The following is a 23,398-nucleotide window of genomic DNA, read 5'->3' on the forward strand; positions in this document are numbered from 1 at the left end:
TGCTATAAAAATAAATGACGCGGGATGGAGCAGTTCGGTAGCTCGTCGGGCTCATAACCCGAAGGTCAGTGGTTCAAATCCACTTCCCGCTACCAAAAATTTAATAAGGCCCTGTGGTCAAGCGGTTAAGACACCACCCTTTCACGGTGGTATCCCGAGTTCGATTCTCGGCAGGGTCACCATTTATGGACGCATAGCTCAGTTGGGAGAGCATCTGCCTTACAAGCAGGGGGTCATAGGTTCGAGCCCTATTGTGTCCACCATATGCGGCCTGGTAGTTCAGTTGGTTAGAATGCTAGCCTGTCACGCTAGAGGTCGAGGGTTCGAGTCCCTTCCAGGTCGCCAAAAAATTTTATAGCATTTAAGTAAGCTGGTGTGGCTCAATTGGTAGAGCAACTGACTTGTAATCAGTAGGTTGGGGGTTCAAGTCCTCTCACCAGCTCCATTTTTATATATATTTACTTAAGGGTGAGTTCCCGAGTTGGCCAAAGGGGACGGACTGTAAATCCGTTAGCTCAGCTTTCAGTGGTTCGAATCCACTCTCCCCCACCAGTTTTGCGGATGTGGCTCAGTGGTAGAGCATCGCCTTGCCAAGGCGAGGGTCGCGAGTTCGAATCTCGTCATCCGCTCCAAAAATTTGCACCGTTAGCTCAGTTGGATAGAGCGTCTGGCTACGGACCAGAAGGCCGAGGGTTCGAATCCTTTACGGTGCACCAAGAAAAAACCTCGTAATCGTTGATTGCGAGGTTTTTTTATTATTTAGAAGATTTTTATTTTTCATTATTATCTACATATTTAATAGATCATATTCAAAATTATAGCCTATCTCTGGTGAATGTGGTAAATTTTGATGTTCAGGATTATTTTCATCGTATATAGTTCTAAATGAATTTGAAATTTTATTATCTAAGTTAAAATTTAGAATATCATATTGCTTAATAATATTTTATTTATTATAACCAGAGCCTATAACAACAGTTAGATTTTCAGAATCCCAATCTATATTTAATCCCATTTCTTCAGCTAAAAATCTTATTGGTACAAAAGTTCTATTATTAATTATCTTAGGTGCAACATCTAGAATTTTTGTTGAAGAAGTAGCATTTTTGGGATTATCAACATTAATAATAGGATTATCTATAGTCATATGAAAGGTATTAAAAATACTATCATCTTTTGTTTCTACATCATTAACTATTTCTAAATATGCAATATGAATACTTTTATTTTCAGGATAATAAATCACATTATATCCTAAATTTTCAGATACAACTCTTATAGGTACTAGAGTTCTATTATTTTCAATAATAGGAGAAACATCTGAATTTACATAGTTTCCATTAATCCATATTTTTATAGGTTGTTCTTCTGCATAAATAGAATTTGGTATTAATGAAATTAACAGCATTAATACAAGAGATAATCTTTTGATTGTCTTACTCATAAATAACTCCTTCTTAATTTTTCATAACTAATTATATAAACTTACTTAGTTAATACTCTTCATATGCTTTTAATTTATAATCATATTTATAATAATTTTCTTCTCCATTTCCACCTGTATATATAACTTCAGTCCATATAGGATTACTATTTTTAATATCAACATCTCCTTCATTTGAAAAAATATCTTTTTCAACAGAAACTTCTCCTGGTGTCAATGTTTCTGCAACTACTAGGAGAATCTCTTCTTCTTTATTATTTCTATATAGAGTTTTCCAACTTTTAATATTAAACTTAGAATTATTTGAAAGTATAAACTTTCCATAATAGGCTTCTCCTTGTAATTCTAGTGGCTTTGTGATTTCAAGTTGTAAATCTTCAACAGTAGGAAATTCTTGTTTTGTCATATTTTCAACTTGATTTTTATTATTTTCATTAATAATATTATTTGTTTGCTTATTTCCACAAGATGTAAGTAATAATGTACTAGATAATAATGTAACTAATAATAATTTCCCTATAATTTCACTCCTTAAATTTTACATAAGTAATAACATATTATAATCATATCACTATTTTAAGAAAATTTAATGTATTAGCTAATATTTGAGATATCTTGATAATGCAAGAAAGAGGTTTTTATATTTTAAATTAATGTCTATATAATATTTTAGATCCATTTTTTATGTTATTTAACATTTAAAAATTGTTTATCTAAAATAATTAGAGTTTTAAATATCCAAATGAATATAGTTAAAATGATTAGTATGTTTAAATTTAATAGATACAAACTATATTAATATTTGTATGAACATAAAATGTCCCTAATAATGGAAGAAAAAGTCCCTAATCATAGGAATAATCAAACTAAATGGAAAAAATGTATTTTTATCTAAAAAATGGGAACTAAATAAAGAAATATGCTATTGAATAAAGGATATACAAATACTATATTTGAATGTGATTATATGGGAGAGTTAATCAAATTAAAGAAAATGTTTTTACAGGATTAATTAAATATTTAAAAAAGGGGATTTTAAATGAAAAAAACATAGCGGTAATACTTTTATTCTCTTTCATATTGCAAATAATATATCCATTCAACAATTTAATATTTGCAAATGAAAGTATAGAGCATAATAATATCTCAATATTTGAAACATTCGAAGAAGAAATGCCAGAAGATGAGAATTTAGAAGCTAAAGATGAGAATTTAGAAGCTAAAGACTTAGGAAATATTTTTAAAGATGCTACTATAGAGATAGATAGTAACAAAATTAGTCCAGAGGACGAAGTTAAGATTTCTGAAGTTAGTTCAATAAAAGTGGAATATAATTGGGAAATTGCTGATGATGAAGAAATAATAGCTGAAGACTATGCAAGTATTAAACTACCAAATGCTATTAAAGCAATTAAATCATCAGAAAGCGGAAATGTTATATCTAATGATGAAGTCGTTGGAATATATAATATAGAAGGAGATAATCTTAAAATTGTTTTTAATGACAAGTTAAATAAATTAGAAGAAAGAAATGGAACTTTTGGATTATTATTTAATATTAATAATGATATTTTTGAGGAAAATACTAAGCAAATTATATCTTTTGAAACTAAAGAAAAAAAAGATTATAATATTACAGTTAAACCCAAAAATGGTAAAACAATAGAAAAAAATGGAGAATTTGACAATGAATTAAATCCAAAAAATATAAACTGGACTATTGATATAAATACTTCCTTAGATGATCTAAAAAAAGTTAAAATTCAAGATGATATTATAAAATCACTAGAATTAGATGGAAGTATTGAAGTTTATAATTTAATAGTTGGATCAAAGGGAAAAGTTGTAGAGGGGACAAAATATAAAGATTTTTATGAATTTCCAATAGATCTAGGTGATATAAATTCTGCATATAGAATAAAATATAAAACTAATATAGTTGATTCTAATGAAAATACATTTAAGAATAAAGCTATTTTATTAGAAGATGACAAAGAAAAAGCAAATGATATTAAAGAAAAAGGCTCTTATATAGAAAAAACTGGAAATAATATAGATAATAAAACTATTAAATGGAATATATTTGTAAATAAGAGATTAGATAATCTTGAAAATGCAACTATAGAAGATAATCTTCCAAAGGGATTAATTTTAAAAGAAAATTCTATAAGAGTATATAAGTTAAATCAAAATGGAACTGACTTTAGTAGAGAGGAAGAATTAAACAATGACTATAAAAACCTTTCAATTAATCTTGGAAAAATAGACTCTGCTTATGAAATAGAATTTGAAACAAATATAGATTACGCAAAATTAGACGAAGTAGAATTTAAAGAAAAATTAGAATTTGAGAATACAGCTTCTTTAAAATCTAATGAACAAACTTGTGAACAAACTTGGTCAGATAATGCTAAGGTAGAAATAGATAGAGGAAGTATATTATCTAAAAGTGGTAGAGAAATAACTTCTTATAAAGATGAAAAACCTATTATGGAATGGACTATAAAAGTAAATAGTGCAAATGCAAAAATATATAATTCTATATTAGAAGATACAATAGGAGAAGGTCAAAATTTAATAGAAGATAGTATTGAGATAAAAAATTCTTCAGGAAAAATTAATGATAGTGATATTTCTATAAATGGTAATGGATTCAAAATAAATTTAGGAATTATTGAAGAAGAATATACTATAAAATACAAAGTTGAAATTACAAATGAAAATATAAAAGAATATACAAACCAAGCAATATTAAAAGGGAATTTTAAAGAAGGCCCAGGAACAGGAACTGAAGAAAATATAATTGAAGAAATAAATGTTTCTGGAACACTTACAGAAAATAATATATTTGCTAAAGAAACAGTTAATGGAAATATAAATGATATTAATTATAATGGTATAGATTATGAAAATAAAACTATGTCTTGGAAACTGACAGTAGATGCTTTTAAAGATAAAATAAAAAGATTAAATATTAAAGAAGAATTTACTCCTGCTAGAAGTATGTTTTTATTAGAAGATAGTCTTATAATTATGAAAGATAATATAGTTTTGGATAAAAATTTATATCAAATAGTAGATCATGGAGTAGATGGATTTGGAATTAACTTTAATGGAGAATTAGAAAAAGCAAAATATGAAATTTATTTTAAAACATCCTTTGAACTTAATGAGTTAATTGAAAAAAAAGGAATAATAAATGAAAAATCAACTTATAATGAAAAATCAACTTATAATAATAAAGCTACCTTTACTGGAGAAAATAGTAAAGATGAAAAATTTAGTGATGAAAAAACAGCTGAATATAACTTAAAAAAATATATTTTTAATAATGGAAAAAAAGAAGCATCCTTAGATAGAGACAGTAGAAATATTAATTGGAAAGTATATACTAATACTTTATCAAGGAAATATTCTGATAAATACACTATCACAGATAAATTAAGTGAAGGACAAAAATCAAATAAAGATATAAAAATTAGCACATATGATATAAATAAAGATGGAAATATAGTTAATATAAAGGAAATAAATGATGGATTTAGTATTAAAGATTTATCTGATGATAGTTTTTCAATAGAATTTGAAAATGGAATAGATAAACCTATATTATTAGAGTATTCTAGTGAAATTGTAGGGATTTCAAAGGAAAATTATTCTAATAAAGCAAATGTAAAATCTTCAGATTATTCAAAGGAATATAGTAAAAAAGTAAATTATGATTATCATAATAGCTTTATAGACAAAGAAAGTGATATTGAAGGTTCAAAAGCATATACAGATGATGAAATTTTATGGACTGTAGATATTAATAAAAGTTTATCTTATATTCAAAATGCTGTTTTTAAAGATACAATAAGTGAAGGGCATATTTATATAGAAGACAGTTTAAAAGTATTTGATAAATCAGGTAAAGAGATAGAAAATATAAAGGATAAATTAAAAGTTGAAAATAATAATGTAGATAGTGAAACTATATTGAAATTAGATTTAGGAAACTTAGATAAAGAATTAAAAATCCAATATAAGACAGTAGTATTATCAACAAATGGAAGTATATCAAATCAAGCTGAGCTAACAGGTAAGGGTATTGAAGAAAAAACTAACTCAAAAAAGGAATATACAGTAGAGCAAAGCTCATGGGCTACAGGTTCAGGAAAAGAAAAAATAGGATCCTTAGAAATAATCAAAATAGATTCTAGTACTAAAGAAATTATAGAAAAAAATGAGGCTAAATTTAAACTCTATTATCTTCTAAATGGAGACAGACAGCTAGTTAAAGGAAAAACTGAAATTGGAAGTGAAGATGAAGATGGTATAATAACAACAGTTAATGGTAAAATATCATTTAAGGGTTTGCCTTATAGAAATTATTTCATAGAAGAAGTAGAAGCTCCAAAAGGATATATTCTTTTAGAAGAGCCAAAAGAAATTACAATAAATAAAGATCATAAAAAAATTAATGAAACAATAGAAAACGAAAAAGAAAAAATAGATATTACTGGAAAGAAGATTTGGGATGGTGGACCAAAGGACAAACCAAATATTGAAATTCAGCTTTATAGAGATGATGAAGTTTTAGGAGAAAAAGTTTTACTAAAATCTGGAAATACTCAGTACACTTGGAAAAATCTAGATAAAACAGATAATGTTGGAAATGAATATAAATATACAATAGACGAAGTAGAAACACCAGAGGATTATGGAAAAGAAAGAGTAGATGATTTAACTATTAAAAATATCTACAATAGTCCTAAAACTGAAATAACAGGAAGAAAAATTTGGAATGGTGGACCAAAAGATAAACCAAATATTGAGATCCAACTTTATAGAAATGATGAAGCTTTTGGAGAAAAAATTAAACTTAAAAATGGTGAGTTAAGTTATACTTGGACAGATTTAGATAAAAATGATCATAATGGAAATGAATATAAATATACAATAGATGAAGTAAATGTTCCAAAAAATTATAGAAAAAAATTAAATGGATTAACTATTACAAATATTTATGAAGAGCCAAGAAAGCCTAATAGACCATCAAAACCAAGTAGACCAAATAGGCCAAGACCAATTGATCCAACGAATCCAATTGATCCAACGAATCCAATTGATCCAACGAATCCAATTGATCCAACAAAGCCAATTGATCCAACAAAGCCAATTGATCCAACGAATCCAATTGATCCAACAAAACCAGTTGACCCAACGAAACCAGTTGACCCAACGAAACCAATTGATCCAACAGATCAATTTGAATCAAATAGTGTAGATAATAAAAAAAATATAGGAGATATTAATAAATCAAGTAATTTAGATGAATATAATAATTTGAATAAAGAAGAAAACAATTCAAGATATAACGAAAATGGTAATTTAGAAAGATTACCTAAAACTGGACAAAAAGATAATGTTATTTATTATCTTTTAGGAAGTGTTTTAATTCTATTAAGTTTTATTTTTAAGAAAAAAACTAAATCAGAATAATAAAAAAGGATAGATTTTTCTATCCTTTTTTTAATTAAATATTAAATTGTATTGGTTTTTGTCTAAGTCTGAAACTTCTTCTAATTTTCCTATAACAAAAAATCTTTTACCAGTTTTAGAACTATAATAACAAGTCATTAATGATATAGTTGGATCTGAATATTTATCAATACTAATCATACTTACTTCAGTATCGTCAACAACTAATGTTTCAACGGTTTTATATTTATATAAATTAGAACCATCACTAATAAAAATAGGAGAATTTATTTCTATATCCATTAAAGCCCCAAAGAGAACGGATTTATTTTTCGAATAATGACCAATCAAAGTGTAATTTAATTGTCCCATTTGTTGATTAGTATTAACAATGCTAGTGCCTGTCATTAGATTTTCATTAGTCGGTTCATTAAAAATAGGAAGTTTAGTATCAATATCTGGAATATATAAAATTCCTATTATATCGTTATTATTTTTTTCGGAAAATAAAGATTTTATAGTCAATAGAATATTTGCATCATCAATCTCTAAGTTATTAATATTATTAATATTTTCATTTTGAAGTTCTGAGTTTTTGATTTTATTATAAGAATTATTCAAGGTTTTTTTTGAATTATTATTAATATATAAATCATTTAGTTTAGGGATAAGGATTAAACTTATTCCCAGAATTAATAATAGTGGTGATATAAATTTTTTCATATGCTCTCCATTAATATAATAATTTTAATTACAATCATATTATATACAAAGAATTAGTGATAATATATAATTTTTTATTTATAAGTAAGCAAAAAGATATACTTCTTAGTATATCTTTGCTATTTTTTTAAATAAAATTTTTGGATACATATTTTTGTAGATTAAGTTTAATTCTTTTTTGATATTTGTATTGGAATTATATAATTTCATTGGCATATACATTATATTAAATTTTCCGCCTGCTAAATTTATTTCTGCATTTGAAAGGTATGCTCCATTTTTTTATAGAAATCTATTCTTCTTGTTCTTGTTATTTTTTCATTTTCATCTATTGCATACTTTGGATTTTCACATTCAAATATTAGAGAGTTTATATTAAGTTCATTTTTTAAATGTTCAAGCATAATACTTCCAATACCATTTCCTCTTTCTTCTTGAACTGTTGCAAAATAATCTAATAGTAAAGTTTTTTCACATTTCCAAACAAAGGCTGCATAAGCTTTTAATTGATTATCTTTTTCTAAAATATAACAAGTGTATTTATTTTCTTGATACATTTTTTTTATTAGAAAGAATGGCTTTCTCTCTGAAAATGGAAAAACATTTTTTAAGTTATTTTTGTAAATTCTTTTAAATTCCTTAAGGTCTATTTTTCTTAATTTATAAGACCGATTAATCATTTTAATCCTACTGTGTATTTTAAATACATTATAATAAAATATTATACCCATAAGAATACAATTAAATACTTAGATAAACAAAATTTACGAAAAAATTTTTATTAATGGACTTTTTTTAATAAACAATATATTCTTATTAAAAGGGAGGATGCCATGATTGAATCAATTGTTTTAGGTGTTTTCATATTGAGCTTGATTTTTTGTGTAGTAAGTAAAATTTCAATAATAATTGTGTTGTTTTTTGGATATATATTATTTTTTATATATGGTTTGTATGAAAAGAATAGTTTTAAAAGTATGATTAAAATGTCTTTAAAGGGTGTTTATCAGGTTAAAAATGTAACTATTACTTTATTTATAATTGGTATATTAACTTCTGTATGGAGAGGATCAGGGACTATTGCCTTTATTATTTATCATTCTACTAAATTAATAAGGCCAAATAGCTTTATATTTATTACTTTTTTATTATGTTCTTTAGTTTCTTTTTTAATAGGTACATCTTTTGGAACTGCTGCAACTATGGGGGCTATTTGTATGACTATGGCAGCGTCTTTAGGAGTAGATCAAGTCTTTGTTGGAGGAGCAATATTATCTGGATGTTATTTTGGTGATAGAATGTCTCCTATGTCTTCTAGTGCTCTTTTAGTTTCTGAGATAACTAATACAGATATTTTTGATAATATAAAAATTATGTTTAAAATAGCATTTATACCATTTATGATAACTTGTATTATATATTTATTTTTAGGTTTTAGTTTAAATAGCAGTGGAGAAATTATATCTATTGATAGATTATTTGAAAGAAATTTTAATTTAAGTATTATTACAATTATTCCAGCTATTATTATAGTAGTATTTTCTTTTTTTAAAGTTGATGTTAAAAAAACTATGATTTTAAGTATTTTATTAGGAAGTTTAATTTGTATATTTGTTCAAGATATGGAAGTTTTAGAACTTTTTAAATTTTATGTATTAGGATATAAATCAATGGATCAAGAGCTTGCAAAAATATTAAATGGCGGTGGAATAGTATCTATGTTTGGTGTTATTTTAACTATATTTATATCTTCTGCTTATGCTGGAATTTTTGAGCAAACAAATTTATTAAAAGGTTTTAAAAAGAATGTGGATAATATAGCTTATAGGTATTCAAAATATGCAAGTGTTTATTTTGTTGCTATTTTTACATCAATTATAAGTTGTAATCAAACTTTATCTATTTTATTAACTTATCAATTAAGTGAGGATATTATTAAGGATAATAAAAAACTTGCTATTATTCTTGCTAATACTGTTATAGTTATAGCTCCTTTAATTCCTTGGTCAATTGCAGCAAAGGTACCTCTTGAAACTGTTGGAGCTAGTACAAAAAGTATAATATTTTCTTTTTATTTATATTTACTTCCAATATATGCTTACTTCTTAGATATTAAAGATGAGAAAATATTGAGAAATAAATTTAATTTAACTTAAGTTGATATATTGATGCTATAGGGCTTAAAATGTAAAAATAATTGGATATAGTAAACTTCATACTAAGTTAGTGTAGAAGTTTGTAAATAGGTCTTGTATGGCTTTAAAAGATAGCTTTTAAATGGTTATGATAGAGAGAAAGTTTATTATTTAATATAATAGGTATATATGTGTTAGATAATAAATAATTTTTATTTAGAAAGATAGAAATAAGATTTATTTAAGATTGAAATTTTAGAGATTTTGAAATATGATTATAGTGAAGCAAAATTAAGTTATAGTTATTACTAAGTATTTTAGAAAATATTTGGAAAGAAAGTTATATTAATAAGTTTTATTATTTAATATATTACTATATAATTTAGCTACAAAAAGTTAATGTAAACATAGGAAAAATAAATATTTTATTTTCTAAGAAAATATTGCAATATAGTGTTTCTTATGCTATTATAATTAACTGTAACCGCTCAAAGTATGGTCTTAAAATTTTTAATTACCTACAATGGCGAGTCTTATAAAATAGGGAGGTGCTACAATATGTACGCAGTTATAGAAACAGGTGGAAAACAATACACAGTTAAGGTTGGAGAAACAGTTAAAGTTGAAAAACTTAACGCTAACGAAGGTGAAAAAGTAACTTTTGATAAAGTTTTATTCATCGCAGGAGACGATGTTAAAGTTGGTGCTCCATACGTAGAAGGTTCTAAAGTTGAAGGTGAAGTTATTAAACAAGCTAAAGACAAAAAGATAGTTGTTTATAAATACAAATCTAAAAAGAACGAAAGAACTAGAAAAGGACATAGACAACCTTATACATTAGTTAAAATAGATAATATTATCTAATGACTAATATAATTATTTATAAAAATCAAAATGTCTATACTGGTTTTAAATCAGAGGGACATGCGGATTTTAATGGTAGCGGAGAATATGATATAGTTTGCGCTGCAATATCTATACTTACACAAGGACTATATTTTTCACTTGTAGAAAATTGTAATATAGATGAAAATGAAATTCATGCAATACAGGAAGATGGATTTCTAGAAATAAAATTAGATTATAATAAATCGAATAATATAAAAATTCAAAGTAATTTTGAGTTTATGATTACTGGATTGAAACTTTTAGAGGCACAATACTCTAATCATATAAATTTAGAGGTAATGGAGGTGCAAAGATGATAAAATTTGATTTACAACTTTTCTCTTCTAAGAAGGGAGTAGGTTCTTCAAAGAATGGTCGTGATTCTCAAGCAAAAAGACTTGGAGTTAAAAAAGGCGACGGACAATATGTTATTGCAGGTAATATTATTGTTAGACAAAGAGGTACAAAAATCCATGCAGGCGAAAATGTAATGCGTGGTGGAGATGATACACTATTTGCAACTGTTGATGGACGTGTTAAATTCGAAACTAAAGGCAGAGGCAACAAAAAAGTTGTTAGTGTATATACAGAAGAATTAGCATAAGAAATCTAATGAAGTCGTAGCTTGCTACGGCTTTATTTTATATAAACTTAGAAATATCATAGATATTTTAAGAACACTTTAAGATTTCAACTATATTTATTGTGATATAATTGGGATTAGAATTTATTAGATAAGGATAAAGGGATATGTTTATAGATATAGCTAATATAAGATTAAAAGCAGGTAATGGCGGAGATGGCGCTGTTGCTTGGAGAAGAGAGAAGTTTGAACCTGCTGGAGGACCAGCTGGTGGAGATGGCGGTAATGGCGCAAACATAATCCTAAAAACTGATGAGGGACTTCACACATTAATGGACTTTAGATATAAAAGAGAATATAAAGCTCCTAATGGTGAAAATGGAAGAAGTAAGAAACAATTTGGTAAAGATGGAGCAGATATTATACTAAGAGTACCAGTTGGAACTCTTGTAAAAGATAAAGAAACTGGTGGCGTAATAGTTGATTTAAAAGAAAAAGATCAAGAGTATATTATCGCTAAAGGTGGACGAGGTGGACGTGGTAATGCAAAATTTACTACATCTACAAGACAAGCTCCTGCATTTGCTCAAGCTGGCTCTAGAGGTGAAGAAAAAGAAATCACTTTAGAATTAAAACTTCTTGCTGATGTCGGTTTAGTAGGATTTCCAAATGTTGGAAAATCAACATTACTTTCAGTAGTTTCTGCAGCAAAACCTAAGATTGCAAATTATCATTTTACGACATTAAAACCAAATCTTGGTGTTGTAAATTTAGGTCAAGAAATGGGATTTGTAATAGCGGATATACCAGGACTTATTGAAGGTGCTAGTGATGGACTTGGACTTGGGGATGAATTTTTAAAGCATGTTGAAAGAACTAAAGTTTTAATACATGTTATTGATGTTTCAGGTTCTGAGGGAAGAGATCCAATTGAAGACTTTTATAAAATAAATGAAGAGTTAAAGGGATATAATGAAAAACTAGCTGAAAAACCGCAAATAATATTTGCAAATAAAACTGATATTCCAGGTTCTGAAGAAAATTTAGAAAAATTAGAAAAAGAATTTGGGGAAAAATATAAAATTTTTAGCGGTAGTGCTGCTACAACTGAAAATTTAAGAGAACTTATGAAGTATACTTTTAATGAAATTCAAAATTATGAAAATGACGATGAGGAAGAGTATAAGACATTTGACAAAGAATACATTCCAGTAAAAACAAGGGAAGAAGGTATAAATGTCTATGTAGAAAATGATAATTATATAGTTGATGGACCATATATTGAAAAATTATTAAAATCTACAAATTTTGAGGATAATGAATCTTTAAAATATTTCCAAGAGAACTTAAGAAAAAATAATGTAATAGATAAATTAAGAGAGCTTGGTATAAATGAAGGGGATTCTGTATTTATTATGAATTTTGAATTCGAATTTTTTGAATAGGGGTTAAGATGATAACAGGAAAACAAAGATCTTATTTAAAATCACTAGCAAATAATTTAACACCTCTTATACAAGTTGGTAAAAATGGTGTTAGTGATAGTTTAATTGAACAAATAGATGTATTATTAGAAAATCATGAATTAGTAAAAATTACTGTACTTCAAAACTCACCTGTAACAGCTAAAGAAATAGTTGATGAAATTATTGATGGAACAGGTGCAGAGTTTGTACAACAAATAGGAAGTAAGCTTACAATCTATAGAGAATCAAAAGAGAATAAAACTATTGAAATATAATGAAAAAATATGGATTAATGGGAGGAACCTTTGATCCTATTCATCTAGGACATCTTATGATTAGCGAGTATGTCAAAGAGGATCTTGGATTAGATGAAATAATATTTATACCAACAGGTAATCCTCCACACAAAACAGATTATTTACCAGCTGATCAAAGATATAATATGGTTAGTATAGCTATTAGGGAAAATCAAGATTTTAAAATATCTGATGTGGAAACTAAAAGAGTTAAAGAATCTTATAGTATTGAAACTATTAATATTTTAAAAGAAGAATTACAAGGTGATCTATATTTTATTATTGGATCAGATTCTTTATTTGATCTTAAAAATTGGAAAGATATAGAAAAACTTGCAACTCTTGTTGATTTTGCTTGTGCTGTAAGACCGCATTATGCTTTAGAAAAAGAAATTAAAAAAGAGATTGATTATCTAGATAAGAAATATCATGTAAGGGTTCATATGGTTGATTCTCCATTATATGATATTTCATCTACTAAAATAAGAAAAAGACTTAAAGAGAAAAAATCTGTAAAGTATATAGTTCCAGATGAAGTTATTGATTATATAGATGAAAATAATTTATATAGAGGTTAGTTATGGAAATAATAACAGAAGATATAAAAAATGAGATTCTACAAAGAATTGGGGAAAAAAGATATAATCATACTCTAAGAGTTATGAAAACAGCTGTGGAACTTGCAAGGAATTTTGGTATAGATGAAGAAAAGGCACAAATTGCAGGATATCTTCATGACTGTGCAAAAATAAAGAACAAAGAAGAATTATTGAAAGAAGCAGAAATTTATAATTTAAATTTAACTGAAGATATGAAAAGAGCTCCTCAAATTATCCATGGATATTTAGGAGCTAAAATTGCTAATAAAAGATATCATATAGATGATATAGAGATTTTAAGTGCAATAGAAAGTCACACTACTGGAAAAGATAATATGAGCGATTTAGATAAGATTATTTTTTTAGCTGATTATATTGAACCTATGAGAAATTTTGATGGAGTAGAAGAGGCAAGGAAATTATCAAAGATAAATTTAGATGAAGCTATGTTATTTAGTTTAAATAATACGATAGAATTTTTGTGTAGTAAAGATGAATATATAGCTTTAGATACAATAAAAGCAAGAAACTATATTTTGGAGATATTAAAATGAAAAGATTTTTTAAAGCTTTTTTTACTACATTTTTAGTAATAGTAGTACTATTTGTAGGATCAACAGGATTTTTTCTATTTAAAAATCATATAGAAAATCCTGGAGATATGATTTCAGAATTAAAAAGCTCAAATGATAATATACAATTTTTATTATTAGGGGTAGATAGCTTAGATTCAGCATCTGCTACTAATACAAGATCAGATACAATAATGCTTGTAAATATGAATTTGGAAAATGGTAGTGCAGATTTGATTTCTATACCTAGGGATACTTATGCAAGTATAGAAGGGTATAATAATCAAAAGATAAACCATTCATATAATTATGGAGGTTCTGATTTAACATTACAAACAGTAAATAATTTATTAGGAACAGATATAAAATATTATATAACTATGGATTATAGCTTTGTAGAAGATGTAGTAAATATAATAGGTGGTGTAACAGTAGATGTACCTATAAAAATGGATTATGAAGATCCTTGGGCAGATCCGCCTTTAAGCATACATTTAGAACCAGGTGTGCAAAGTTTAAATGGAAATGAATCTTTACAATTTTTAAGATTTAGAAAAGGATATACAAATCAAGACTTAGGTAGAGTACAAGCTCAGCAACAGTTTGTATCAGCTTTTATTAATAAGGTTAAATCACCATTAACTTTTGTAAAAGCACCAATATTACTTAAATCTTATGGCAAATATACAGATAGTAATATGCCTTTTTCACAAATTGTAAAATTAGGATTAAATGTTAGAAAATTTTCAACAGAAAATATTACAACAAATACATTGCCAGGATATCCAGGTTATAGGAATAAAGTGTCTTATTTTTTTGTGAATCAAAATAAAACAGATGAATTATTAAGAACAATGGGAATTAAATAGGAGGATAAATGGATAATAAAGAAAAGTTAGATATAATAGTAAAATCTTGTGAAGATAAAAGAGGAACAGATATAAAAATACTTGATTTAAAGGGTATGACTTCAGTAGCAGATTATTTTGTTGTTGTAAGTGGTGGATCTTCAAACCAAGTAAATGCAATAGCTGATGAAATAGAAGATAAAATGTCTGAAGCAGGAATAGAATTAGATAATCAAGAAGGTAAAAATTCATTAAGATGGATTTTACTAGATTATGGTGATATAATAGTTCATGTATTCCACAATGAAGAGAGGGAATACTATAATTTAGAAAGACTTTGGTCAGACGAAAAAGTAGAAAACAAGGAGGACAACAACTAATGAGTATTAAAATTACACATACAGATAAGGCTCCTGCAGCAATAGGACCTTATTCTCAAGCAACAGTAGTAGGAAACCTAGTATTTACATCTGGACAAATACCAATTATTCCAGAAACTGGAGAACATGTTAAAGATGATATAAAAAAGGCTACAAGACAAAGCTTAGAAAACGTTAAAGCGATACTTGAAAATTCAGGATCATCATTAGAAAAAGTTGCTAAAGTTAATATATTTATTTCAGATATGAATAACTTTGCAGCATTAAATGAAGTATATTCAGAATATTTCTCTGATCACAAACCAGCTAGATGTTGTGTAGAAGTAGCAAGACTTCCACAAGATAACTTAGTTGAAATTGAAGCAATAGCTGAAATTTAATTACTTAGAGAAATAAAAAAGGACTTAAAGTTTTTACTTTAGGTCCTTTTTTAATGGGATTATTAATTTATATAAATCTACCTTTGAAATCGATATCAGTTTAAAAATCCTTAAATAATAAAGATATTTAAAACAAGACTATACTTTCTTTTGAACAAGCAAACTATAAAAGTATTTTAATTACTTTTCATTTAAGTCAGATTTATTATAATCATCTCCAAAAATTTCATCAAGTAAGTCTTGAGATTTCTCAAGTAAAAAATCAGGTACATATATATCTAGACCAGATGGGTTTGTACCAAAAATAAATAAAGTATAATTATTATTATCAGGTACATAATATATGTATGGAATATCATTATCTTCTAAGATACCTTTAACAGCACCTATTTTAAATTGATCAAAAACTGTAACTAATTTTACAAAATCATAATCTTTTAAATTTTTATTCATATAGCACCTCTTTTATTTATATTAACATAATTTAGAAAAAGAAAAAACTGATGGGGAATAACCTCATCAGTTTTCTTAATTTCAATTACATATTCTTTGAGTAGAACTCAACTATTAATTGGTCTTCGATTTCAACAGGTATATCTTCTCTATTTGGAAGAGTTACAAGTGTTGCTTTGAAATCTTTATCTTTTGAAATGTATGGGTAAGAAGTTACGAAATTAGTTTCAAAGTTTTCTTTGAATAATTCAGCTTTTCTTCCTCTAGGTGATAGAGCAATTTCGTCTCCAGCGTTACATCTGTAAGAAGGAATATTTACTTTTCCTCCATTTACAGTAACATGACCATGAGTTACCATTTGTCTTGCTTGTCTTATAGAGCTTGCAAATCCCATTCTGTAAACAAGATTGTCAAGTCTTCTTTCTAAGAATTGTACTAGTGCTGGACCAGTTTGTTCTTTAGATTTTTTAGCTTCTTTGAATAGGTTAACGAATTGTTTTTCTAACACTCCGTAGTAAGCTCTTAATCTTTGTTTTTCAAGTAATTGCTTACCGTATTCAGTTAATTTTTTATCACTTCTTGCAGTTCCTTTATGAGCTCTTTTCATAGCCTTAGGGTGACCACATACATTTAGACCTAATCTTCTAGATTGTTTAAATCTAGGATCCATCATTTTTGCCATATTTTTAATTCAACTCCTATAAATTTCTCGCCGCGATAATTTAAGAGCCAAATGTAGTATACTAAAAATAGCCATTTTTGTAAAGAATTTTATTGAAAAATTTTAAAAAAATAAAAATTCCTACTAAATTACTGCGAAATCTATTGACTTATTGAAATAACTAAGTTAATATAAGAATAAATTTATTAATAGAAGTTTTAAAAATAAAGACAAAGATAGGGAAAAGTAGTTTTTTTATTTTCGTTAAAGAGAAGGACGGTAGGTGTGAAGTCCAAACGGATAAATTAATGAAATGCGCTCTGGAGTTTTGCATTTAAATGATGCAACGGTATTTCTACGTTATAAGAATAGGATATGTCAGTATCTGAAGAAGGTCTATTTGTATATTTCTATACTTATATAGATGAATTAGAGTGGAACAACGTTACTCGTCTCTTTTATAGAGGCGAGTTTTTTTATTTTTTAAATATACTAATAAATGGATTAATAGAAAAGGAAGTGTTGTTTTGTCGCAAAAAATTAAAAGGAATTTTTCAATTATCAAAGATTTAAAAGAAAATATTAAAGCTGTTAAAGATAAGGATCCGGCATCTTCAAATTCTTTAGATATATTTTTTCATAATCCAGGGATAAAAGCTATATTTAGACATAGGATAGCACATTTTTTTTATAATAAAAAAATGTTTTTTATAGCTAATAGTATTTCGTACCACACAAGAAAAAAGACAGGAATAGAAATTCATCCTGGAGCAGTTTTAGGAAGAAGAATTTGTATAGATCATGGAATGGGAATTGTCATTGGAGAGACGGCAACTGTTGGAGATGATGTATTAATTTATCACAATGTAACTCTTGGAGGAACAGGAAAAGATAAAGGCAAAAGACATCCTGATGTTGGAAATAATGTTTTGCTATCAAGTGGATGTAAAATTCTTGGACCAATTCAAATAGGTAATAATGCAAAGGTAGGAGCTAATGCTGTAGTTGTAAAACCTGTACCTGATTATGCAACTGCTGTAGGAATGCCAGCAAGAAATATAGAAAGAAAATACAAAGGAGATCTAAAAAATGTTATATAAAAATATAGTAGATGCAATAGGAAGAACACCAATAGTAAAATTAAATACATTAGATAAAGAAAATAGTGCAGAAATTTTTGCAAAACTTGAATATTTTAATCCAGGAAGCTCTATTAAAGATAGACCAGCTTATTATATTATTAAAAATATGATAGAGGATAAAAAATTAAAAGAAAATGATACAATAGTTGAAGCTACAAGTGGAAATATGGGAATAGGACTTGCAATGGTAGCTTCAGCTTTAGGATATAAAATAATAATAGTTATGCCAGATACTATGAGTGTAGAAAGACAAAAAATTATATCTGCTTATGGAGCAGAACTTGTATTAACTAAAGGTTCTTTAGGTATGCCTGGAGCAATTGAAAAAGCAGAAGAAATAGCTTCTAAAGATGGATATGTAATGGCTTATCAATTTGAAAATAAAAATAATGTTTTAGCTCATGAAAAAACTACTGCTCTTGAAATTTTAGAAGATTTAAAAGATGTAGATGCAATAGTAGCAGGAGTTGGAACTGGTGGAACTATTACTGGAATTGCAAAAGTATTAAAGGAAAATAATAAAAATATTAAAGTTTTTGCAGTAGAGCCGAAAGATTCTGCAGTACTTTCTGGTGAAGAAAAGGGAAGTCATAAGATTCAAGGAATTGGAGCTGGTTTTATTCCAAATATTTTAGATATGAATGTAATTGATGAGGTAATAAAGGTATCAAATGAAGATGCTTATAATGCATCAAGAGAACTTGCTCGTACTGAGGGGATTTTAATGGGAATTTCAGGAGGAGCTGCACTAGTAGGAGCAAAGGAAGTTGCTAAAAAACTAGGAAGTGGAAAAAAAGTTCTATATATTGCTCCTGATAATGGAGAGAGATATTTAAGTACTGATTTATATTAATTATTATAAGGGCCTATTATAGGTCCTTATTTATTGACATATTAAAGTAGATATAATATATTATAAAGAAGATATTAAAGTGTTGATTAGAAATAGTAGCAAAGGGAATTTTTTAGAGAGTTGATGTTTGGTGAAAATCAATAAAAGAAATTTGTGAATGGGTTCTATGAATGCAAAGCGAATAAATAGCTTTGACGTAACTCGCGTTAAGAGAAAGACTTATGTCTTATGAGATATATTACTAATGTAATATAAGTAGGATGGCACCGCGAATTACCATTTGTTCCTAAATTTTGGAATGAATGGTTTTTTTATTATAAATTTTTGGAGGAATTATGAGTATTTTATTAAAAAACATTTCTTATTTAGATATTAAAAAGGAATGTATAGTTGAAAATAAAGATATATTAATTGAAGACAATAAAATTGTAAAAATAGGTGAAGATTTAGAAGATTTAACAGTTGATAATGTAATATATGGAAATAATAAATTAGCAGTACCTGCATATGTTAATTCACATTCACATTTAGGAATGACAATGATGAGAAATTATGCAGATGATTTAGATTTAAATACTTGGTTAAATGAAAAAATTTGGCCCTTTGAAGCAAAACTAACTGATGAAGATATATATTGGGCAAGTCTTGGATCTATTGTTGAAAATATTAAATCTGGAACTAGTACTGTTTGTGATATGTATTATTCAATGGATAAAGTATCTGAAGCTATTAAAAAATCTGGTATTAGAGGAGTTCTTACAAGAGGACTTATGGATATAAATGGTGGAGGAGAAGAAAGACTTGAAGAAACAAGAGAACTTTATAAAAATTACCATAATTATGCAAATGGTAGAGTGAAAATAGTTCCAGCACCTCATGCAATTTATACTTGTTCTACTGATTATTTAAAAGAAATAATAAATATGTCAAAGGAATTTGATTCAGTAATAAATATTCACATTTCAGAAACTATTAAGGAGATAGAAGACTGTAAAGAAACTAATAATATGACTCCTGTAGAGTACTTAAATAGTATTGGACTTTTTGATCTTAAAGTAATAGGAGCACATTGTACTCATATTACTGATGAGGAGATAGAATTAGTAAAAAATAAAAACTTCTATCCAGTTTATAATCCTAGTTCAAATTTAAAATTAGCTAGTGGATTTACTCCAATAGATAAATTATTAAAAGCTGGTATAAAAGTTGCAATAGGAACTGATGGATCTTCATCAAATAATAATCAAAATATGGTAGAAGAAATTCACATAGGATCTATTGTAAATAAAGCAGTTGAACTTAATGCAGAAGTTGTACCAGCAGTAGAAGTATTAAAAATGGCTACTGTTAATGGTGCTGAAGCTATGGGATTTGATGCAGGAAGTATAGAAGAGGGAAAACTTGCAGATATTCAAATATATGATTTAAATTCAATGAATTTTACACCAAATAATAATTTAATTTCTGCACTTTGTTATAGTGCATCATCAAATGATATACTAGATTTAATAGTTGATGGAAATTTAATTATGAAAAATAGAGAAATTTTAACAATTGACGAAGAATATATAAAATATAAAATAAATAAATTAACAAAAGAACTTATAAATAGATAGTGGAGGTTAAAATGGAAAAGAAAAGAGTTTTTAGTGGTATTCAGCCATCAGGTTCCTTAACGCTTGGAAATTATATTGGTGCATTGTCAAATTTTGTAGGGCTACAAGAAGAATATGATTGTTTATATTGTATAGTTGATCTTCATGCTATTACAGTATTTCAAGAGCCAAAGGATTTAAGAAAAAATACTTTAGATGTATTATCTTTATATCTTGCAGCAGGACTTGATCCAGAAAAGTCCACTATATTTATTCAATCACATGTACCACAACATGCAGAGTTAGGATGGTGTCTAAATACAATAACACCACTTGGTCAACTTCAAAGAATGACACAATTTAAGGATAAGTCTTCTAAGACAAAGGAAGTAGATGCAGGACTTTTAAATTATCCAACGCTTATGGCTGCTGATATTTTATTATATCAAAGTGATTTTGTGCCAGTTGGAATTGATCAAAAACAACATTTAGAGCTTACTCGTGATATTGCACAAAGGTTTAATTCTAAGTATTCTGATACTTTTGTAGTGCCTGAAATTATGACTCCAAAAGTAGGTGCGAAAATTATGTCACTACAAGAGCCTGAATATAAAATGAGTAAATCTTCTGATAATAAAGATTCCTATATACTACTTTTAGATTCAGAAGATGAAACTAGAAAGAAAATTAAAAAAGCTGTTACTGATTCAATAGGTGTTGTAAATTATACAGATGATCAACCAGGTCTTAAAAATTTAATAACTATATATTCATCTTTTACTGGAAAAACTCCAGAAGAGATTGTAAAAGATTATGAAAATATTGGATATGGAGTATTTAAAGATGATTTAGCTGAAATTGTAGTTGAGGGACTTAGACCTTTAAGAACGAGATTTGAAGAAATTAGAAGTGATAAAGAATATCTTGAGAAGGTTTATAAAGAAGGAGCACAAAAGGCAAGCTATCTTGGAACTAAGACACTTAGAAAAGTTCATAAAAAAATGGGATTTATTGCGAGGTAAATTATGGAACAACTAAAAAAAAGATCTGAAATAAAAAATGATTTAAAATGGGACTTAACAAGAATTTTCAAAGATGAAAGTGAATATGAAAATAAATTAAAAGAAATTGAATATTTATCAAAGAAATTAGTTAAATTTAAAGATAATATTAATAATGTAGAAGAACTATTAGAATCAATAGATTTATATGAAAGACTTATAGAAGGAATTACTTTAGCAGATAATTATAGTTATTTAGATTATAGTGTAGATACTACTAATGAAGAAGCTAAGTTAAGACTTAATAATTTCAATATATTTTTTAATAATATAAATCTAAAAATTAATTTCTTTGAAAATGAAGTGCTAAAATTATCTAAAAATATTATAGAAGAAACAATAGAAAAAACTACAAAATATAAAGCTTATTTAAAAAGGCTTTTAGGTAAAAAAGAACATTTATTATCTGAAAAAGAAGAAAATATAATAGCTGCTCTATCTCCATCAGTATCAGCTCCTTATAGAACTTATGAAGATTCAAAACTTTCTGATATGACTTTTGATGATTTTGAAGTTAATGGAAAGAAATATGCAAATAGTTTTGTATTATATGAAAACTTCCACTGTTATGATACAAATACAGAAGTAAGAAGAAAGTCCTATGAAAGTTTTTCTAAGGGACTTGAAAAATATAAAAATACTTTTGCATCATTATATATTACACATGTAATGACTGAAAAACAAATTGCAACTCTTCGTGGATTTGACAGTGTAATAGATTATTTATTATTTGAACAAAAAGTAGAAAGACCACTTTATGAAAGACAAATTGATTTAATGATGGAAAATTTAGCTCCTCATATGAGAAAATATGCAGGTTTAATTCAAAAGTTTTACGATTTAGATAAAATGACTTTTGCAGATTTAAAAGTGCCTCTAGATGCAGAATTTGTTCCTAAAATTACAAAGGAAGAAAGTGTATCTTATATAGAAGATGCTCTTAGTGTAATGGGAGAAGAATATCTAAAGGTTGCAATGAGTGCATATAGTGATAGATGGATTGATTTTGCAAATAATATTGGAAAGTCAACTGGAGGATTTTGTTCATCTCCTTATAAGAAGGGATCCTTTATACTTTTATCTTTTACAGAACAACTTAATGAAGTATATACACTTGCTCATGAGATAGGACATGGTGTTCATTTTTACTTTGCACAAAAAAATAATTCTATTTTAGAAGAAGAGCCATCACTATACTTTATAGAGTCTCCTTCTACAATAAATGAATTATTACTTTCTAATAGCCTTCTTAAAAAAGCAGAAGATGATAGATTTAAAAGATTTGTATATGCAGCACAAATAGGAAATACTTATTATCACAATTGTGTGACACATCTTTTAGAAGCTGCTTATCAAAGAGAGGTTTATAGACTTGTAGATAATGGAGAAGCTCTAACTGAAAAAGTTTTAACTAATATAACAAAAGAAGTTACTGAAAAATTCTGGGGAGAAGCTGTAGAGATAGATGACTATGCAGGGCTTACTTGGATGAGACAACCTCATTACTATATGGGATTATATTCATATACTTATAGTGCAGGGCTTAGTGTTGCAACAGAAGTTGCTAAGAGAATTAATGAAGATGGAAAAGTTGCTTCAGATAAATGGTTAGATGCTCTATCAAAGGGTGGATCAGTAGATCTTATAGAATTATGTAATGTTGCAGGTGTTGATATAACAAAAGATGAATTTATTCTTAATACAATTGATTATATTGGAAATATAGTTGACAAAATAGAAGAATTAATGTAAATTCAATTTAAGTAAGTATAAGCTTAATACTTGAAAAATTAATTTAGTAAAGGTATAATAGCTTGTAAATTTAATTTGAATTTAATAAAGGCAATAACAAAGAG

General features: G+C 27.0%; 23 protein-coding genes, 8 tRNA genes and 3 other annotated features (1 of these 34 cut by a window edge). Of the genes, 25 read left to right on the top strand and 6 right to left on the bottom strand.

Going from position 1 to position 23,398, the window contains the following annotated elements; translation table 11 throughout:
* Positions 1-18 precede the first annotated feature (18 nt).
* From J2Z71_RS04865 to J2Z71_RS04900, 8 genes are all read left to right on the top strand, one after another.
* Positions 19-95 (top strand) — tRNA-Met (locus J2Z71_RS04865).
* A gap of 12 nt (positions 96-107) precedes the next feature.
* Positions 108-182, top strand: a tRNA-Glu gene (locus tag J2Z71_RS04870).
* Positions 183-187: 5 nt separating this feature from the next.
* Positions 188-263, top strand: a tRNA-Val gene (locus J2Z71_RS04875).
* A 5-nt stretch (positions 264-268) separates the two neighbouring features.
* A tRNA-Asp gene (locus tag J2Z71_RS04880) sits at positions 269-345 on the top strand.
* A 24-nt stretch (positions 346-369) separates the two neighbouring features.
* Positions 370-445: transfer RNA gene (locus J2Z71_RS04885), tRNA-Thr, on the top strand.
* Positions 446-466: 21 nt separating this feature from the next.
* A tRNA-Tyr gene (locus J2Z71_RS04890) sits at positions 467-552 on the top strand.
* Between the two features lie 5 nt (positions 553-557).
* A tRNA-Gly gene (locus tag J2Z71_RS04895) sits at positions 558-632 on the top strand.
* A 7-nt stretch (positions 633-639) separates the two neighbouring features.
* Positions 640-716: transfer RNA gene (locus tag J2Z71_RS04900), tRNA-Arg, on the top strand.
* A gap of 230 nt (positions 717-946) precedes the next feature.
* On the opposite strand, the gene J2Z71_RS04905 is transcribed toward J2Z71_RS04900, so the two are convergent.
* A complete protein-coding gene (locus J2Z71_RS04905) occupies positions 947-1,444 on the bottom strand; it encodes a copper amine oxidase N-terminal domain-containing protein (protein WP_210060738.1) in 498 nt (165 codons plus the stop codon).
* Positions 1,445-1,493: 49 nt separating this feature from the next.
* Positions 1,494-1,850: a hypothetical protein gene (locus tag J2Z71_RS04910; RefSeq protein WP_210060739.1), complete on the bottom strand. Its 357-nt coding sequence runs from the start codon at positions 1,848-1,850 to the stop codon at positions 1,494-1,496.
* 767 nt (positions 1,851-2,617) lie between these two features.
* Between J2Z71_RS04910 and J2Z71_RS04915 the strand changes: the two genes are divergently transcribed.
* The gene (locus J2Z71_RS04915; protein ID WP_210060740.1) at positions 2,618-6,928 is read left to right on the top strand and encodes a collagen binding domain-containing protein; all 4,311 of its coding nucleotides are present in this window, start codon (positions 2,618-2,620) and stop codon (positions 6,926-6,928) included.
* A gap of 30 nt (positions 6,929-6,958) precedes the next feature.
* On the opposite strand, the gene J2Z71_RS04920 is transcribed toward J2Z71_RS04915, so the two are convergent.
* Entirely contained in the window at positions 6,959-7,630 is a 672-nt protein-coding gene (locus J2Z71_RS04920; protein ID WP_210060741.1) for a class A sortase, read from the bottom strand.
* Between the two features lie 248 nt (positions 7,631-7,878).
* Entirely contained in the window at positions 7,879-8,310 is a 432-nt protein-coding gene (locus J2Z71_RS04925) for a GNAT family N-acetyltransferase (RefSeq protein ID WP_210060742.1), read from the bottom strand.
* 153 nt (positions 8,311-8,463) lie between these two features.
* Here J2Z71_RS04925 and J2Z71_RS04930 point away from each other — a divergent pair, with 153 nt between their 5' ends.
* From J2Z71_RS04930 to J2Z71_RS04980, 11 genes are all read left to right on the top strand, one after another.
* Positions 8,464-9,786: a Na+/H+ antiporter NhaC family protein gene (locus J2Z71_RS04930; RefSeq protein WP_210060743.1), complete on the top strand. Its 1,323-nt coding sequence runs from the start codon at positions 8,464-8,466 to the stop codon at positions 9,784-9,786.
* Positions 9,787-10,237: 451 nt separating this feature from the next.
* Positions 10,238-10,309, top strand: a sequence feature (ribosomal protein L21 leader region).
* 14 nt (positions 10,310-10,323) lie between these two features.
* Positions 10,324-10,629, top strand: coding sequence for a 50S ribosomal protein L21 (gene rplU / locus J2Z71_RS04935; RefSeq protein ID WP_210060744.1), 306 nt, complete (start codon positions 10,324-10,326; stop codon positions 10,627-10,629).
* On the top strand, positions 10,629-10,970 hold the full coding sequence (locus J2Z71_RS04940) for a ribosomal-processing cysteine protease Prp (protein WP_210060745.1): 342 nt from the start codon (positions 10,629-10,631) through the stop codon (positions 10,968-10,970). The genes rplU and J2Z71_RS04940 overlap by 1 nt, the downstream gene beginning before the upstream one ends.
* Positions 10,967-11,257 carry a 50S ribosomal protein L27 gene (gene rpmA / locus J2Z71_RS04945; protein WP_210060746.1) on the top strand — a complete coding sequence of 97 codons (291 nt, stop codon included), beginning with the start codon at positions 10,967-10,969 and terminating at the stop codon, positions 11,255-11,257. Before J2Z71_RS04940 ends, rpmA begins: the two co-directional genes overlap by 4 nt.
* Before the next feature lie 146 nt (positions 11,258-11,403).
* The gene (gene obgE, locus J2Z71_RS04950) at positions 11,404-12,681 is read left to right on the top strand and encodes a GTPase ObgE (protein ID WP_210060747.1); all 1,278 of its coding nucleotides are present in this window, start codon (positions 11,404-11,406) and stop codon (positions 12,679-12,681) included.
* 8 nt (positions 12,682-12,689) lie between these two features.
* Complete coding sequence (yhbY, locus tag J2Z71_RS04955; RefSeq protein ID WP_210060748.1) at positions 12,690-12,977, top strand: ribosome assembly RNA-binding protein YhbY; 288 nt, start codon at positions 12,690-12,692, stop codon at positions 12,975-12,977.
* The gene (nadD, locus tag J2Z71_RS04960; protein WP_210060749.1) at positions 12,977-13,576 is read left to right on the top strand and encodes a nicotinate-nucleotide adenylyltransferase; all 600 of its coding nucleotides are present in this window, start codon (positions 12,977-12,979) and stop codon (positions 13,574-13,576) included. Before yhbY ends, nadD begins: the two co-directional genes overlap by 1 nt.
* Before the next feature lie 2 nt (positions 13,577-13,578).
* Complete coding sequence (gene yqeK / locus J2Z71_RS04965; RefSeq protein ID WP_210060750.1) at positions 13,579-14,151, top strand: bis(5'-nucleosyl)-tetraphosphatase (symmetrical) YqeK; 573 nt, start codon at positions 13,579-13,581, stop codon at positions 14,149-14,151.
* Complete coding sequence (locus J2Z71_RS04970) at positions 14,148-15,038, top strand: LCP family protein (protein WP_210060751.1); 891 nt, start codon at positions 14,148-14,150, stop codon at positions 15,036-15,038. Before yqeK ends, J2Z71_RS04970 begins: the two co-directional genes overlap by 4 nt.
* Before the next feature lie 8 nt (positions 15,039-15,046).
* Positions 15,047-15,397, top strand: a complete 351-nt coding sequence (gene rsfS, locus J2Z71_RS04975; RefSeq protein ID WP_210060752.1) for a ribosome silencing factor — start codon at positions 15,047-15,049, stop codon at positions 15,395-15,397.
* Positions 15,397-15,777, top strand: coding sequence for a RidA family protein (locus J2Z71_RS04980; RefSeq protein ID WP_210060753.1), 381 nt, complete (start codon positions 15,397-15,399; stop codon positions 15,775-15,777). Before rsfS ends, J2Z71_RS04980 begins: the two co-directional genes overlap by 1 nt.
* Before the next feature lie 180 nt (positions 15,778-15,957).
* On the opposite strand, the gene J2Z71_RS04985 is transcribed toward J2Z71_RS04980, so the two are convergent.
* Both J2Z71_RS04985 and rpsD read right to left on the bottom strand, forming a co-directional pair.
* Positions 15,958-16,230: a putative signal transducing protein gene (locus J2Z71_RS04985; RefSeq protein ID WP_210060754.1), complete on the bottom strand. Its 273-nt coding sequence runs from the start codon at positions 16,228-16,230 to the stop codon at positions 15,958-15,960.
* A gap of 85 nt (positions 16,231-16,315) precedes the next feature.
* Complete coding sequence (gene rpsD, locus J2Z71_RS04990) at positions 16,316-16,912, bottom strand: 30S ribosomal protein S4 (protein WP_210060755.1); 597 nt, start codon at positions 16,910-16,912, stop codon at positions 16,316-16,318.
* 506 nt (positions 16,913-17,418) lie between these two features.
* Here rpsD and epsC point away from each other — a divergent pair.
* From epsC to pepF, 5 genes are all read left to right on the top strand, one after another.
* On the top strand, positions 17,419-17,991 hold the full coding sequence (gene epsC / locus J2Z71_RS04995; RefSeq protein WP_245311187.1) for a serine O-acetyltransferase EpsC: 573 nt from the start codon (positions 17,419-17,421) through the stop codon (positions 17,989-17,991).
* Complete coding sequence (cysK, locus tag J2Z71_RS05000) at positions 17,981-18,886, top strand: cysteine synthase A (RefSeq protein ID WP_210060756.1); 906 nt, start codon at positions 17,981-17,983, stop codon at positions 18,884-18,886. Before epsC ends, cysK begins: the two co-directional genes overlap by 11 nt.
* A gap of 73 nt (positions 18,887-18,959) precedes the next feature.
* Positions 18,960-19,177, top strand: a binding site (T-box leader).
* 44 nt (positions 19,178-19,221) lie between these two features.
* On the top strand, positions 19,222-20,502 hold the full coding sequence (locus J2Z71_RS05005) for an amidohydrolase (RefSeq protein WP_210060757.1): 1,281 nt from the start codon (positions 19,222-19,224) through the stop codon (positions 20,500-20,502).
* Between the two features lie 11 nt (positions 20,503-20,513).
* Positions 20,514-21,503: a tryptophan--tRNA ligase gene (gene trpS, locus J2Z71_RS05010; protein ID WP_210060758.1), complete on the top strand. Its 990-nt coding sequence runs from the start codon at positions 20,514-20,516 to the stop codon at positions 21,501-21,503.
* Positions 21,504-21,506: 3 nt separating this feature from the next.
* On the top strand, positions 21,507-23,294 hold the full coding sequence (gene pepF / locus J2Z71_RS05015) for an oligoendopeptidase F (protein ID WP_210060759.1): 1,788 nt from the start codon (positions 21,507-21,509) through the stop codon (positions 23,292-23,294).
* Between the two features lie 84 nt (positions 23,295-23,378).
* Positions 23,379-23,398, top strand: a binding site (T-box leader) (it continues 191 nt past the right edge of the window).

The organism is Peptoniphilus stercorisuis (assembly GCF_017874395.1).
Classification (GTDB): domain Bacteria; phylum Bacillota; class Clostridia; order Tissierellales; family Peptoniphilaceae; genus Anaerosphaera; species Anaerosphaera stercorisuis.

Coding starts and splice junctions, on each gene's coding strand:
- trpS (WP_210060758.1), top strand. CDS start 20,514: ATGGAAAAGAAAAGAGTTTTTAGTGGTATTCAGCCATCAGGTTCCTTA.
- obgE (WP_210060747.1), top strand. CDS start 11,404: ATGTTTATAGATATAGCTAATATAAGATTAAAAGCAGGTAATGGCGGA.
- nadD (WP_210060749.1), top strand. CDS start 12,977: ATGAAAAAATATGGATTAATGGGAGGAACCTTTGATCCTATTCATCTA.
- yhbY (WP_210060748.1), top strand. CDS start 12,690: ATGATAACAGGAAAACAAAGATCTTATTTAAAATCACTAGCAAATAAT.
- rsfS (WP_210060752.1), top strand. CDS start 15,047: ATGGATAATAAAGAAAAGTTAGATATAATAGTAAAATCTTGTGAAGAT.
- J2Z71_RS04925 (WP_210060742.1), bottom strand. CDS start 8,310: ATGATTAATCGGTCTTATAAATTAAGAAAAATAGACCTTAAGGAATTT.
- J2Z71_RS04930 (WP_210060743.1), top strand. CDS start 8,464: ATGATTGAATCAATTGTTTTAGGTGTTTTCATATTGAGCTTGATTTTT.
- J2Z71_RS04970 (WP_210060751.1), top strand. CDS start 14,148: ATGAAAAGATTTTTTAAAGCTTTTTTTACTACATTTTTAGTAATAGTA.
- rpsD (WP_210060755.1), bottom strand. CDS start 16,912: ATGGCAAAAATGATGGATCCTAGATTTAAACAATCTAGAAGATTAGGT.
- pepF (WP_210060759.1), top strand. CDS start 21,507: ATGGAACAACTAAAAAAAAGATCTGAAATAAAAAATGATTTAAAATGG.
- J2Z71_RS04910 (WP_210060739.1), bottom strand. CDS start 1,850: ATGACAAAACAAGAATTTCCTACTGTTGAAGATTTACAACTTGAAATC.
- J2Z71_RS04920 (WP_210060741.1), bottom strand. CDS start 7,630: ATGAAAAAATTTATATCACCACTATTATTAATTCTGGGAATAAGTTTA.
- rplU (WP_210060744.1), top strand. CDS start 10,324: ATGTACGCAGTTATAGAAACAGGTGGAAAACAATACACAGTTAAGGTT.
- J2Z71_RS04985 (WP_210060754.1), bottom strand. CDS start 16,230: ATGAATAAAAATTTAAAAGATTATGATTTTGTAAAATTAGTTACAGTT.
- cysK (WP_210060756.1), top strand. CDS start 17,981: ATGTTATATAAAAATATAGTAGATGCAATAGGAAGAACACCAATAGTA.
- yqeK (WP_210060750.1), top strand. CDS start 13,579: ATGGAAATAATAACAGAAGATATAAAAAATGAGATTCTACAAAGAATT.
- rpmA (WP_210060746.1), top strand. CDS start 10,967: ATGATAAAATTTGATTTACAACTTTTCTCTTCTAAGAAGGGAGTAGGT.
- J2Z71_RS04940 (WP_210060745.1), top strand. CDS start 10,629: ATGACTAATATAATTATTTATAAAAATCAAAATGTCTATACTGGTTTT.
- J2Z71_RS04905 (WP_210060738.1), bottom strand. CDS start 1,444: ATGAGTAAGACAATCAAAAGATTATCTCTTGTATTAATGCTGTTAATT.
- J2Z71_RS04980 (WP_210060753.1), top strand. CDS start 15,397: ATGAGTATTAAAATTACACATACAGATAAGGCTCCTGCAGCAATAGGA.
- J2Z71_RS05005 (WP_210060757.1), top strand. CDS start 19,222: ATGAGTATTTTATTAAAAAACATTTCTTATTTAGATATTAAAAAGGAA.
- J2Z71_RS04915 (WP_210060740.1), top strand. CDS start 2,618: ATGCCAGAAGATGAGAATTTAGAAGCTAAAGATGAGAATTTAGAAGCT.